This window comes from Nguyenibacter sp. L1 (assembly GCF_035199985.1).
In the GTDB taxonomy this organism is placed as follows: Bacteria; Pseudomonadota; Alphaproteobacteria; order Acetobacterales; family Acetobacteraceae; genus Gluconacetobacter; species Gluconacetobacter vanlangensis.
Genome location: NZ_CP127015.1, coordinates 1,497,305 through 1,510,068, shown reverse-complemented (window position 1 = coordinate 1,510,068; position 12,764 = coordinate 1,497,305). Strand labels below are relative to the sequence as shown.

Below are 12,764 nucleotides of genomic sequence, written 5' to 3'. Positions count from 1 at the left end.
CAAGAAGGTCAGGATTACGATCCGCCTCGAAAAGGTGCAGCCAGATGACTCGTCGTATCCTTCTTGCCGGCAGCACCGGATTGGTGGGCAGCCTCGTCGGCACCCGGCTGGCTGGCACACCCGAGGTTGATCTTATCCGCCTCGTTCGAAACGGGGCGTCGGGGTACGGCCACGCCATCAATCACGCCATCAATTTCGAGCGGCTTTGCCAGGAACCTGCAGGCGTATTGGAGTCGATCGCACCCGACGGCGTCGATATCGCCATCTCCTGCCTGGGGACGACTATCGCCACGGCCGGCTCGCAGGCGGCGATGTTCCGCGTTGATCATGACTATGTCCTCGCCGTCGCTCAAGGTGCGAGAGCGCTAGGCGCGCGCCAGTTCATCCTCATGACCGCGGCAGGATCCGGTGGACCGGGATTCTACCTTCAGACCAAGGGCAAGATCGAACAGGCAATCACGGCTCTCGGCTTCAAGCGCGTCGATATTATCCGCCCGGGCTTCCTGCTCGGCACGCGCGGCGAGCGGCGGGTGTGGGAAGCAATCGGCCAAAGGATTTTCGCAGTGCTCACGCCAATACTGGTTGGCCCATTGTCGCGCTACGGCGCTATCCCCGCAGATACGGTGGCCGATGCGATCGTCACGCTCATCGGACAGGCAGCACCCGGCTGCAACGTGCATGAGAACAATGACCTGCGCCGCCTCGCGGCCCCCGCGCGCTGAAAAATCGTCCGGTCCGCTGTCGATGGAACGGTCGCCATCTCTCAGATCAGCTCCTCCCGCCACCAAACTGGGATGACGTCTGCTGACCACAGTCGCCCCTAAATACCCATAGCGGAAGTCTATTCAATCAAGGAGCATAATCGGCGGGAAAATCGGGCTTTTGGCGGCAATCGGTTCGCATCACCGGTCGCTATGAGCAAGGTGGCGGACTCGAAAGGATTCGAACCTTCGACCTTCGCCTTCGGAGGGCGACGCTCTATCCAGCTGAGCTACGAGTCCAGAGACGCCTCCATAGCCCGAGTTGTTTTCCGGCGCCAGACCCGCCGGGGATTTATTTTCGCCAGGCTCATTCCCCGGCCAGGTCGGCCAGGCCGGGGGCCGCGTCGCCGCCCGAGGGCAGCCATCGGTCGGGATCGGCGATCCATTGCGCGATGTCGGCCAGCGCGGCATCGCGCGTGCGGCTGCGCAGCAGCAGGTGATAACCGCCGGGCAGGTAGTCGCGCCGGACCGCGGCGGGCAGGCCGCGCCACAGCGCCGCCATGGCGGCGGGCGGGACCAACTGGTCGCGCCCGCCATAGAGCAGCAGCGCCGGCCCGCGCAGCCGGGGGGCCGCATCGGCGGCCCGGTCCATCAGCGACGCCAGGCCGGACAGGGCCGGCATCCGCGTCGCGCGCAGGGTCAGCGGATCGAAATACAGGCGGCGCATCGCCGCCATGTCGTCCCCCGCCACGACATGGACCGGCAATTCATGCCCGGTGACCCGCCAGGACGGCGCGACGGCGGCGAAAAGATCCAGCGTGGCGCGGGTCCCCATGCCCAGCCTCCACACCGCCGGGGCCAGCAGGATCGTGCCGGCGACATGCGGCGCGCCTGGCTGCGCCATCAGGCACACCAGCACCGCGCCGCCCATGCTCTCGCCCATCAGATAGAGCGGCACGCCCGGATGGCGGGCGGCGACCAGGCGGGCTTCGTCCGCCGCGTCGCGGACCAGTTGGCCGGCGCCGGCCCACGCGCCGCGATCGGGCATGCCGCCGAAACCCCGCAGGTCGGGGGCATAGACGGTGATGCCCCGCGCCGCGAGGACCGGTCTGGCCGGCTCCCAGGCGTCGCGGCTGTCATCGAATCCGTGCAGCGCCAGGACGACCGCCCGCTCGGGGCCCCGCGCCCGCCACAGCCGGGTGGGCGCGCGCGTCCCGTCGGCCAGGACCAGGACAAGGTCGGGCGGGACCAGGCGCCCGTCCGCCGCCCATCGCGCGGGCGGGACCGGGGTGGGCGGGTCGCGCAGCGCGCAGCCGGCCAGGACCGCGGCCAGGAGGCCGAGCCGGAAAGACGCATGAAGCAGGGGTGACAGGCGGAGGTTTGAAAGCACGGCGATCCTGCGTATCATCCCCCGACCATCCTGGCCATCGGCCACGAGAACAGGCGGAGCGAACATCATGCAGGTCCAGACCCAGTATCCGACGCCGACGCCCCAACTGGGGCATGTCGAAACCGTGATCGTGCAGTCCCGCACCCCGGCCTGCGACGGGGGCGCGGGGGCGCTGGGCCATCCGCGCGTGTGGCTGCGCATCGCCGCCCACCAGACGTTCTGCCCCTATTGCTCGCGCCTGTTCGTGCTGAATCCCGACGCGGTAGACGAGGCCGCGCACTGATCGAACGACGATGTCCGACAACGCCCCGATTCACCTGATCCTGGTCGACGGATCGGGGTTCATCTTCCGCGCCTATCATGCCCTGCCGCCGATGACCGCGCCCGACGGCACGCCCGTCAACGCGGTGTTCGGCTTCACCAACATGCTGGCGCGCCTGCTGCGCGACCATGCGGGCACGCACCTGGCGGTGATCTTCGACGCGGGGCGGAAGACCTTCCGCAACGAAATCTACGACCAGTACAAGGCCCACCGCCCCGAACCGCCCGAGGATCTGCGTCCGCAATTCGGCCTGGTGCGCGCCGCGACGGCGGCATTCGGCGTGCCGGGGATCGAGGAACCCGGCTGGGAGGCCGACGACCTGATCGCCGCCTATGCCCGGCACGTGACCGAGGCCGGCGGACGCTGCACCGTCGTGTCGTCCGACAAGGACCTGATGCAGCTCATCCGCCCCGGGGTGGAGATGATGGACCCGATCCGCCAGAAGCCGATCGGGCTGAAGGAGGTCGAGGCCAAGTTCGGCGTGACCCCGGACAAGGTGATCGACGTGCAGGCGCTGATCGGCGATTCGGTCGACAACGTGCCGGGCGTGCCGGGCATCGGGCCCAAGACCGCCTCGGCGCTGATCGCGGAATATGGCTCGCTGGACGCGATCCTGGCGGGGGCGGCGGCGATGAAGCCGTCCAGGCGCCGCGACAACCTGATCGAATATGCCGACAAGGCCCGGCTGTCGCGCGACCTGGTGACCCTGCGCGCCGACGCGCCCTGCCCATTGCCGCTGGACGCGCTGATCTGCCGCGAACCGGACGAGGCGCTGCTGGGGGAATGGCTGCAAAGGATGGGGTTCCGCTCCATCCTGCACCGGATGGGGGTCAAGGACTCGGCGGCCGCGGTCGGCGTGGCGATACCGGCGCCCGCCCCCAGTCTAGTCTCTTCTCCGGTATCTTCTCTGGCATCCTCTTCCGCCTCATCTCCTGTCTCTGCGGACGCGGCGCCCGACCAGGCGCCCTATGGACCGTACGAGACGGTGACCAGCGCCGAGGCGCTGGAACGCTGGCTGGCCGAGGCGCGCGCCGCCGGCTTCTGCGCGCTGGATACCGAAACCGACGGGCTGGACCCGCTGCGCGCCGGGCTGGTGGGGATTTCGCTGGCGGTGGCGCCCGGCCGCGCCTGCTACATCCCCCTGGCGCACCAGGCCGAGCCGCAATTGCTGCCCGAGGACGGCGCGCAGGACCCGGCAGCGGTGCAGTTGCCCGCCGGCCTGGTGCTGGCGCTGCTGGGGCCGCTGCTGGCGGACCCGTCGGTGCTCAAGATCTTCCAGAACGCCAAGTTCGACCTGCTGGTGCTGACCCGCGCGGGCGCGCCGCAGCCGGCGCCGGTCGACGATACGATGCTGATCGCCTACGCCCAGTTCGCCGGCAAGCACGGCCAGGGCATGGACGAATTGTCGCGCCTGTACCTGGGTCACGCCCCGATCCCCTATGACGCGGTAACGGGCACCGGGCGCAACCGCATCCCCTTCGCCCGGGTCGACCTGGCCCGGGCCACCGCCTATGCCGCCGAGGACGCGGACGTGACCCTGCGCCTGTGGCTGGCGCTGCGGCCGCAATTGCGCATCCACCGCTCGCTGGCGTTGTACGAGGCACTGGAACGGCCGCTGGTGGCGGTGCTGGCGGACATGGAACGGACCGGCATCGCCATCGACGTGGCCGAACTGCGCCGCCTGTCGGCCGATTTCGCCGTCCGCATGGCCGAGATGGAGACCGAGATCCATCGCCTGGCCGGCCGGCCGTTCAATGTCGGCTCGCCCAAGCAGCTCGGCGAGATCCTGTTCGACGAGATGGGACTGCCGGGCGGCAAGCGGATGAAATCCGGCGCCTGGGGCACCGATTCGTCGGTCCTGCAGGATCTGTCCGACCAGGGGCACGACCTGCCGGGGCGGATCCTGGCCTGGCGGCAGCTCGCCAAGCTGAAATCGACCTATGCCGACGCGCTGGTGGGCCAGGCGGACCCCGGGACGGCGCGCGTGCATACCTCGTTCCAGATGGCCATCACCTCGACCGGGCGGCTTTCATCCAACGAGCCGAACCTGCAGAACATCCCCATCCGGACCGAGGAAGGCGGCCGCATCCGCCGCGCCTTCGTCGCCGGACCGGGGCAGGTGCTGCTGTCGGCCGATTATTCGCAGATCGAATTGCGGCTGCTGGCCCACGTGGCCAACATCCCCGCGTTGCGCGAGGCGTTCGCGCTGGGGCAGGACATCCATGCCCGCACCGCTTCCGAAGTGTTCGGCATCCCGATCGAAGGCATGGACCCCCTGACCCGCCGCCGGGCCAAGGCGATCAATTTCGGCATCATCTACGGCATCAGCGCGTTCGGGCTGGGGCGGCAGCTCGGTATTCCGCCGGGCGAGGCGCGCTCCTATATCGATGCCTATTTCGCGCGCTATCCGGGCATTCGCGACTATATGGAACGGATCAAGGACGAGGCACGGCGCCAGGGCTATGTCACCACCCCGTTCGGGCGGCGCTGCTGGGTGCCGGGCATCGCCGAGAAGAACGCGGCGCGCCGCGCCTATGCCGAGCGGCAGGCGATCAACGCGCCGCTGCAGGGCGGGGCGGCCGACATCATCAAGCGCGCGATGGTCCGGCTGCCGCAGGCGCTGGCGGCGGCCGGCCTGGACGGGCGGCTGCTGCTGCAGGTCCATGACGAACTTCTGTTCGAGGTGCGGGCGGACCAGCAGGAAACGCTGGCCGCCCTGGTGAAACAGGTCATGGAATCGGCGGCCAGCCTGACGGTGCCGCTGGTGGTCGAGACCGGGGCCGGAGCGAATTGGGCGGACGCGCATTGATGCAGGACAGGGACAGGCGGCGGCTGATCATCGGGGGCGTCATCGCGCTGGCCGCGGTGGTGGGCGGGTACGGCACCTTTCGGATCATGGACCGGATGGGCCCGATCCTCTCGACCTACGGCAACGAGATCGGCGGGTCGTTCCGGCTGATCAGCGCCGCCGACGGCGAAGTGGCGGATACCGATTTCCTGGGCCGCTGGATGCTGGTCTATTTCGGCTACACCCATTGCCCGGACACGCAATGCGGGGCGACGCTGCACGCGATGGCCGGGGCGATGGACCTGATGGGCGCGCAGGCGCGGCTGGTGGCGCCGCTGTTCATCTCGGTCGATCCGATGCGCGATACGGCCGAACTGCTGCGGGCCTACACGCTGCGCTTCGGGCCGCACATCATCGCGCTCACCGGCGCGCCGAACATGATCAAGGCCGTGACGGCCGAATACCACGCCCCCTATGTCCGGCACCCCGGCGCCAACGGCGACTACGCCATGGAGCCGTCGCCGCGCATCGTCATCATGTCGCCCGAGGGCCGCTATGCCGGGACGGTCGAGGCCACGGCCACCGCCGGTCAGATCGCCGACCGCCTGCGCAGCCTAATGGCGACGCAATAAGGGTGGCAGGCGCGCGCGCGCGGTGCCTGGCCGCGGCCGGGGCGTTGCTGGCGGGGGCGGCGTGCGGCGAGGCGCGCGCCCAGACGGCTCCCCCCACCGTCGGAGACGGCATCACCCTGGGCAGCCCGCACCGGGGCGGCACCCTGCGGCTGACCGCCTCGTCCTCGGGCGGCACCGTCGATCCGCAGATCAACTACACGTCGCAATACGCACAGCTTTTCTATGTGCTGTATGACGGGCTGCTGACCTTCCGCAAGGCGGATGGCGAAGCCGGCAACGCGGTGGTGGCCGACCTGGCCGAGCGCGTGCCGGCGCCCGAGGACGGCGGCCGCACCTGGCGCTTCACCCTGCGGGCCGGCCTGCATTTCTCCGACGGGCAGCCGATCACCGTGGCGGACGTCGCGGCATCGTTCCGCCGGCTGTTCCGGGTGGGCAGCCCGACGGCGGGGGCGTTCTACGGCGCGATCATCGGCGGCGATCAGTGCCTGCGCGATCCGGCGCACTGCACCTTGCAAGGCGGGCTCGAAACCGATGACGCGACGCGCAGCGTGGTCTTCCACCTGCGCCAGCCCGACGCGGAATTCCTGCAGAAGCTGGCCTTTCCCCACGCGGTGATCCTGCCGGCCGCGACCCCCGGCCATGATCTGGGCAATGTGCCGGCCCCGACCACCGGCCCGTACATGTTCGCATCCTACGACCCGGACCGGGGCGCCGTGCTGGTGCGCAATCCCCATTTCCGGGTCTGGAGCGCCGACGCCCAGCCCGATGGGTTCGCCGACCGGATCCAGTACGATTTCGGCCTGCCGGACGAGGCCGAGGTCACGGCCGTGGAAAACGGCCAATATGACTGGATGTTCGACATGAAGCCGCTGGACCGGCTGGGCGAGCTGGGCGCGCGCCATACGGCGCAGGTCCATATCCGCCCGCTCTACGGCATCTATTACGCGCCCATGAACGTGAACATCCCGCCCTTCGACAACCCCCTGGCACGGCAGGCGGTGTCCTACGCGCTGGACCGGCGGGCCATGACCATCCTGTATGGCGGGGCGGCGGTGGCCGGGCCGCTCTGCGGCATGGTACCGCCGGGCATTCCCGGCGCGCTGTCCGACTGCGCCTATACCGCCGGGGCCGACCCCGACCATCCGGCCCCGTCCTGGCGGGGGCCGGACCTGGCGCGGGCCCGCGCCCTGGTGGCGCAGAGCGGCACGGCCGGCCAGGCCGTCACGGTGGTGGCGGAAAACACCGCGATCGACATGAGCATGGGCGTGTGGCTGCGCAACATGCTGCAATCCATCGGCTATCGCGCCAGCGTCAAGACATTGGCGCACGGCATGCAGCTCAGCTACATCCAGAATACCGCCAACCACGTGCAGATCAGCATCTCCGACTGGTTCGCGGATTATCCCTCGGCCTCGAATTTCCTCGACGACCTGTTCGGCTGCGAGAATTTCCATCCCGGCAGCGACAATTCGATCAATATCGCGGGCTATTGCAATGCCCGGGTGCAGGCGGTGATGGACCGGGCCAAACAGACCTCCGACCCGGCCGAAGCCGCCGCCCTGTGGACACAGGCCGGGCGCCTGGTCGACCGGGACGCGCCGGCGGCGCCGATCATCCGCATCAACTATATCGACCTTGTCTCGACGCGTGTCGGGGGATATTTCTATACCACCTTGTACCATCTTCTGTTTTCACGGGTATGGGTGCGATGAACGACGCGCCAAAGCACGCCCCGGCGCCATTCGCGGAGCAATTCCCCCAGCAATTCCCGGAGCCTTTCGCCGCACGGTCCTCGGGCCCGTGGCGGCGGGCGGGGCGCGCCCTGGCGCGCAACCGCGCGGCGATGCTCTCGCTGGCGGTGCTGCTGGCGATCGGCCTGGCCTGCCTGGCCGCACCGCTCTACGCCCGCTACCTGGCGCACACCGATCCGTTCACCTCCAACGTCGCCGGCACGCTGCTGCTGGACGGGCGGCAGGTCGACATCATGCAGCCCAACGACAACCCGCTGCATCTGGGCCTGTCGCCGATCGGCCCGACCTGGCGCATGTCGGCCGACCTGCTGGGGGCCGACAGCCAGGGGCGCGACGTGGCGGCGCGGCTGCTCTATGGCGGACGCAATTCGCTGCTGATCTCCCTCTGCGCCGCCATGCTGTGCATCGGGCTGGCGGCGGCGGTGGGCATCGTCGCGGGCTATGCCGGCGGGGTGGTCGATGCGGTGCTGTCGCGCCTGATGGACATCATGTGGGCGGTGCCGGTCTATCTGTTCGCCATCTCGCTCTCCATCGTCACCGTCAGCCAGGGGCTGCGCCTGGGGCCGGTGACGATCGCCAGCGACAACGTGCTGATTCCCATCTGCATCATCGCGCTGGTCTACGTGCCCTATGTCGCGCGGCCGGTGCGCGGGCGGGTGATGGCGCTGCGCCGCGCGGAATTCGTGACCGCCGCGCGGGGGCTGGGGGTGCCGGCCCATCGCATCGTGCTGCGCGACATCCTGCCCAACGTCGCCGGCACGCTGGTGGTGCTGGCGCCGCTGGTGATGGCGCTGGCGCTGATGGCGGAATCGGCCCTGTCCTTCCTGTCGATCGGGGTGCAGGCGCCGGCGGCGTCGTGGGGGACGATCATCCAGGACGGCGAGGGGCTGATCTACACCCGCCCGATGGTGGCCGTCGCGCCGGGGTTGGCGATCGTCGCCGTGGTGCTGGCGCTGAACGTCCTGGGCGACGGCATGCGCGACGCGCTGGACGTGCGCGATGCCGGCCGGGGGGGCGGCTGATGGCGATGGCGATCGTACGGCGGCTGGGCCAGACGCTGTTCGTGCTGTTCGGCATTTCCGTGCTGATCTTCCTGGTCTTCTTCGCCACCCCGGGGTCGGACCCCACGGCGCGCATCGCCGGGCGCAACGCATCGCCCGAAACGATGGCGCGGGTGCGCGTCGAATACGGCTTCGACCGGCCCTTGCCCGTCCAGTACTGGCGGATGATGGAAAAACTGTTCGTCACCCGCGACCTGACCTCCTACGTCAACCGGGGCGAGAAAGTGGTGCCGGAAGTGCTGCAGGCCGCGCCGGTGACCCTGTCGCTGGTCTCGGGCGCCGCGGTGATCTGGGTGGCGGCGTCGGTGGCGATGGGCACGCTCGCGGCCGCCCTGCGCGGCGGCTGGGTCGATCGCGGCCTGATGATGCTGGGGCTGGTGGGGATCTCGATCCCGGTCTTCTGGCTGGGGCAGGTGGTGAACCTGGTCACCCAGAGCCGCTATCACGAAACCTGGCTGTTCTCCTGGGTGCCGGGGCTGGGCTACGTGCCGTTCAGCCAGGATCCGCTGGGCTGGTTCCGCGCGCTGGTGCTGCCATGGATCACCCTGGCGGTGCTGTTCGTCGGCCTCTACAGCCGCGTGCTGCGCGCCGACCTGGTCGCGACGCAGGCCGAGGATTTCATGCGCACCGCGCGCGCCAAGGGCCTGTCGCCGGCGCGGGTCCTGCTGGCGCACGGGCTGCGGACGTCGATGATCAGCTTCGTGTCCCTGTTCGGGCTGGATTTCGCGCAACTGGTCGGCGGCGGCGCCCTGCTGACCGAAGTGGTGTTCGGCCTGCAGGGGGTCGGGCGGCTGACCTATCAGGCGCTGGCCAACCTGGACCTGCCGCTGATCATGGCGACGGTGATGTATTCGGCGGTGTTCGTCGTCATCGCCAACGCGGTGGTCGATCTGCTCTATCTGCTGCTGGACCCGAGGGTGCGTGATGGACACTGACGCGCGAAATCGCGCGATGGGCACTGACGCGCGAGATCGCGCGATGGACGCCGACGCGAACGACCTGCTGTCGGTCCGCGACCTGACGGTGGCGCTGCCCGTCGGCGGGCGCATGGTTGACGTGATCGATTCCGTGTCCTTCACGCTGGGCGCGCGCGAAATATTGGGCATCGTCGGTGAGTCCGGATCGGGCAAGAGCATGACCGCGCTGGCGCTGATGGGCCTGATCGACGCGCCGGGCGCGCGCGTTACCGGCTCGGCGCGCTTCAAGGGCCGCGAACTGGTGGGCCTGCCGCAGCGCGCCTTCCGCGCCCTGCGCGGCCGCGACATCGCAATGATCTTCCAGGACCCGATGACGGCCTTCACCCCCGTCTATACCGTCGGCTGGCAGATCGACGAGCAGATCCGCGCCCACCAGCGGATCGGCCGGCACGCGGCCCGGGCGCGCACCATCCGCCTGCTGGGCGACATGGGCGTGCCGGACCCGGAACGGGTGGCCGGGCGCTATCCGCACCAATTGTCGGGCGGCCTGCGCCAGCGGGCGATGATCGCCATGGCGCTGTCCTGCAACCCGGCGCTGCTGATCGCCGACGAACCGACCACCGCGCTGGACGTGACGGTGCAGGCGCAGATCCTCGACCTGCTGCGCACCCTGCGGCGGGAATACGGCTCGTCGGTGCTGCTGATCACCCACGACATGGGCGTGGTGGCCGAAACCTGCGACCGCATGATGGTGATGTATGCCGGCAGGGTCGCCGAGCGGGGGCCGACCGATGCGGTCCTCGCCCGGCCCGGCCACCCCTATACCGCGGCATTGCTGGATTCGATCCCGCCGCTGCACGGCCCGCGCCCGCCGCGCCTGCCCTCGATCCAGGGGGCGCCGCCTGTGCCCGCCGACCGGCCGGCCGGCTGCGCCTTCGTGCCGCGCTGTTCCCATGCCCATGCCGCCTGCGCCGTCCGCCCCCCGCTGGCGGCCTGCGGCATGCAGGACGTGGCCTGCGTGCTGCCGGCCGAAGGCCGTCCCCTGCCGCCACGGCCGGTCATGGAGGCGCACGCATGACGGCCGCTCCACCGGCCACGGCCCCGCTGATCGCGGCGCGCGGCCTGCACATGGCCTATCGCGTCGGGCGCGGGCAGATGCTGCGCGCGCTGGACGGGGTGTCGCTGGCGGTACAGCCCGGCGAGGTGCTGGGGCTGGTCGGCGAATCCGGCTGCGGCAAATCGACGCTGGGGCGGTGCCTGCTGCGGCTGGCGCGCCCCACGGCGGGGCAGGTCCTGTTCGACGGCACCGACATCACGGCCCTGCCCGAGCGCGCGCTGCGCCCGCTGCGGCAGGGCATGCAGATGGTATTCCAGGATTCCCAGGCCGCGCTCAACCCGCGCCGGCGCGCGGGCGACCTGATCGCCGAGCCGCTACGCGTGCATCGCACGCCCGACGGCCGCCGGCGCGGCGCGGCCGAAATCGCCGCCCGGCTGGCCGAACTGATGGAGCTGGTGGGCCTGCCGCAGGCGGCGCTGGCCCGCTATCCGCATGAATTTTCCGGCGGCCAGCGGCAGCGCATCAATATCGCCCGCGCCCTGGCGCTGTCCCCCCGGCTGGTGGTGGCGGACGAACCCGTTTCGGCCCTGGACGTGTCGATCCAGGCGCAGATCGTCAACCTGTTCGCCGACCTGCGCGACCGGCTGGGCCTGACCTACGTCTTCATCGCGCACGACCTGGCGGTGGTGCGGCAGATCTCGACCCGCGTCGCGGTGATGTATCTGGGGGCGATCGTCGAAATCGGTCCCGCCGACACGGTGCTGCACACGCCCGCGCATCCCTACACGGCGGCCCTGCTGGCGGCCGTTCCCATGGTGGCGTTTCCCGAAGGGGGGCCGGGAGCGGCGACACGCGCGGGCGGCCACGCGCCGCCCCTGCGCGGCGACGTGCCCAGCCCGGTGTCGCCGCCGCCCGGCTGCCGCTTCAACACGCGCTGCCCGATCGCGCAGGATCGCTGCCGGACCGAACCGCCGGCCCTGCGCACGGTCGCCGGCCGGTCGGTCGCCTGCCATTTCCCGCTGGGCGGCTGAAACCGGCCGGCCCGGCGGATGCGCCTGCAGGGCAGGGCGGCCTTGCATGCTGTTGCCGATACGTTACGATCCGCCGGGCGGGTGGAGGCATGACGATGGCAGGCGGCTGGATCGGGCGCAGGGACATGATGGCCGGCATCGGCGCCGCCGGCCTGCTGGGCGGACGGGCCCGCGCGGCGGCCCAGCCGTTCCGGTTCCTGACGAACTGGTACGCGCAGGCCGAACATGCGGGGTTCTACCAGGCAGCGGCCAAGGGGTTCTACGCCGCCGAGGGGCTGGACGTGACGATGGAGGCCGGCGGCCCGCAGGTCAACGGCGCGCAATTGCTGCTGGCCGGGCATTACGACATGATCATCGGCGGCGCGGACGAGGCCATGACCGCGCGCAGCCGCGGCATGCCGATGACCGCCGTCGCCACGACCTTCCAGAAATCGCTGGGCGGGCTGCTGACCCACGCCGATATCGGCCGGCTGGAGGACCTGCGCGGCCACACGATCCTGCTCAGCACCGAGGTACGCGCCGCGGTATGGCCCTATCTGCGCCGGCGCTTCGGGTTCGATGACGGGCAGGTGCGGCCCTACGCCTATGACATCCGGCCCTTCGTGCTGGATCCGGGGGTGGCGATCCAGGCTTTCGCCACCTCGGAACCCTATGCGGTGCAGCAGAAGGGCATCCCGTATAAATTCTTCATGCTGGCCGATTACACCGTCGAGAATTACGGCAACGCGCTGGTGACCACCGAGGCGGTGCTGGGGACCAGGCGCGATGCGATCGCCCGGTTCCTGCGCGCCAGCATGCGCGGCTGGGCCGACTGGCTGGCCCATGATCCGTCGCCCGCCAATAACGCGATCCGCAAGGCCAACCCGATGATGTCCGAGGCGCAGATCCTGTGGTCGCGCGGGATCTTCCTGTCGCTGGGGGTCTTCGGCGCCGCCGGCACGCCGATCGGCCCGATGGCGCCCGCCCGCTGCCGCGCGGTGCGCGACTTCCTGGTCGCCGCCGGCCTGCTGCCGCCGGACGCGGACTGGACCCGCGCCTGCGATTTCTCCTTCAACCCGGCGATGGACGCGCGCCTGCCGGCGATCTGACCTGGCAAGGGCGCCATGGGCTTCAC

At 70.1% G+C, this 12,764-nt stretch carries 11 protein-coding genes and 1 tRNA gene; 10 read left to right on the top strand and 2 right to left on the bottom strand.

What is annotated here, in order from left to right:
• Window positions 1-44: 44 nt before the first annotated feature.
• Entirely contained in the window at window positions 45-722 is a 678-nt protein-coding gene (locus tag QN315_RS06860; RefSeq protein ID WP_323992399.1) for a hypothetical protein, read from the top strand.
• A 202-nt stretch (window positions 723-924) separates the two neighbouring features.
• On the opposite strand, the gene QN315_RS06855 is transcribed toward QN315_RS06860, so the two are convergent.
• Window positions 925-1,001 (bottom strand) — tRNA-Arg (locus tag QN315_RS06855).
• 67 nt (window positions 1,002-1,068) lie between these two features.
• Window positions 1,069-2,109: an alpha/beta fold hydrolase gene (locus tag QN315_RS06850; protein ID WP_323992397.1), complete on the bottom strand. Its 1,041-nt coding sequence runs from the start codon at window positions 2,107-2,109 to the stop codon at window positions 1,069-1,071.
• Window positions 2,110-2,158: 49 nt separating this feature from the next.
• Here QN315_RS06850 and QN315_RS06845 point away from each other — a divergent pair, with 49 nt between their 5' ends.
• From QN315_RS06845 to QN315_RS06805, 9 genes are all read left to right on the top strand, one after another.
• Window positions 2,159-2,374: a zinc-finger domain-containing protein gene (locus QN315_RS06845; protein ID WP_323992395.1), complete on the top strand. Its 216-nt coding sequence runs from the start codon at window positions 2,159-2,161 to the stop codon at window positions 2,372-2,374.
• A 10-nt stretch (window positions 2,375-2,384) separates the two neighbouring features.
• Window positions 2,385-5,222: a DNA polymerase I gene (polA, locus tag QN315_RS06840; protein ID WP_323992392.1), complete on the top strand. Its 2,838-nt coding sequence runs from the start codon at window positions 2,385-2,387 to the stop codon at window positions 5,220-5,222.
• Window positions 5,222-5,833 (top strand): SCO family protein, encoded by a 612-nt coding sequence (locus tag QN315_RS06835; protein ID WP_176641819.1) that lies wholly within the window; start codon window positions 5,222-5,224, stop codon window positions 5,831-5,833. Before polA ends, QN315_RS06835 begins: the two co-directional genes overlap by 1 nt.
• Before the next feature lie 2 nt (window positions 5,834-5,835).
• Window positions 5,836-7,545: an ABC transporter substrate-binding protein gene (locus QN315_RS06830; RefSeq protein WP_323992390.1), complete on the top strand. Its 1,710-nt coding sequence runs from the start codon at window positions 5,836-5,838 to the stop codon at window positions 7,543-7,545.
• The gene (locus QN315_RS06825; protein WP_342629943.1) at window positions 7,542-8,606 is read left to right on the top strand and encodes an ABC transporter permease; all 1,065 of its coding nucleotides are present in this window, start codon (window positions 7,542-7,544) and stop codon (window positions 8,604-8,606) included. The genes QN315_RS06830 and QN315_RS06825 overlap by 4 nt, the downstream gene beginning before the upstream one ends.
• Window positions 8,606-9,580, top strand: coding sequence for an ABC transporter permease (locus QN315_RS06820; RefSeq protein WP_176641393.1), 975 nt, complete (start codon window positions 8,606-8,608; stop codon window positions 9,578-9,580). Before QN315_RS06825 ends, QN315_RS06820 begins: the two co-directional genes overlap by 1 nt.
• Window positions 9,581-9,623: 43 nt before the next feature.
• Window positions 9,624-10,640, top strand: a complete 1,017-nt coding sequence (locus QN315_RS06815; protein ID WP_323992387.1) for an ABC transporter ATP-binding protein — start codon at window positions 9,624-9,626, stop codon at window positions 10,638-10,640.
• Window positions 10,637-11,650 (top strand): ABC transporter ATP-binding protein, encoded by a 1,014-nt coding sequence (locus QN315_RS06810; protein ID WP_323992384.1) that lies wholly within the window; start codon window positions 10,637-10,639, stop codon window positions 11,648-11,650. Before QN315_RS06815 ends, QN315_RS06810 begins: the two co-directional genes overlap by 4 nt.
• 89 nt (window positions 11,651-11,739) lie before the next feature.
• The gene (locus tag QN315_RS06805) at window positions 11,740-12,738 is read left to right on the top strand and encodes an ABC transporter substrate-binding protein (protein ID WP_323992381.1); all 999 of its coding nucleotides are present in this window, start codon (window positions 11,740-11,742) and stop codon (window positions 12,736-12,738) included.
• The last annotated feature ends 26 nt before the right edge of the window (window positions 12,739-12,764 follow it).

What these genes read in the sequence shown, in the direction of transcription:
- QN315_RS06860 (WP_323992399.1), top strand. Translation starts at nt 45, where the DNA reads ATGACTCGTCGTATCCTTCTTGCCGGCAGCACCGGATTGGTGGGCAGC.
- QN315_RS06850 (WP_323992397.1), bottom strand. Translation starts at nt 2,109, where the DNA reads ATGATACGCAGGATCGCCGTGCTTTCAAACCTCCGCCTGTCACCCCTG.
- QN315_RS06845 (WP_323992395.1), top strand. Translation starts at nt 2,159, where the DNA reads ATGCAGGTCCAGACCCAGTATCCGACGCCGACGCCCCAACTGGGGCAT.
- polA (WP_323992392.1), top strand. Translation starts at nt 2,385, where the DNA reads ATGTCCGACAACGCCCCGATTCACCTGATCCTGGTCGACGGATCGGGG.
- QN315_RS06835 (WP_176641819.1), top strand. Translation starts at nt 5,222, where the DNA reads ATGCAGGACAGGGACAGGCGGCGGCTGATCATCGGGGGCGTCATCGCG.
- QN315_RS06825 (WP_342629943.1), top strand. Translation starts at nt 7,542, where the DNA reads ATGAACGACGCGCCAAAGCACGCCCCGGCGCCATTCGCGGAGCAATTC.
- QN315_RS06820 (WP_176641393.1), top strand. Translation starts at nt 8,606, where the DNA reads ATGGCGATGGCGATCGTACGGCGGCTGGGCCAGACGCTGTTCGTGCTG.
- QN315_RS06815 (WP_323992387.1), top strand. Translation starts at nt 9,624, where the DNA reads ATGGACGCCGACGCGAACGACCTGCTGTCGGTCCGCGACCTGACGGTG.
- QN315_RS06810 (WP_323992384.1), top strand. Translation starts at nt 10,637, where the DNA reads ATGACGGCCGCTCCACCGGCCACGGCCCCGCTGATCGCGGCGCGCGGC.
- QN315_RS06805 (WP_323992381.1), top strand. Translation starts at nt 11,740, where the DNA reads ATGACGATGGCAGGCGGCTGGATCGGGCGCAGGGACATGATGGCCGGC.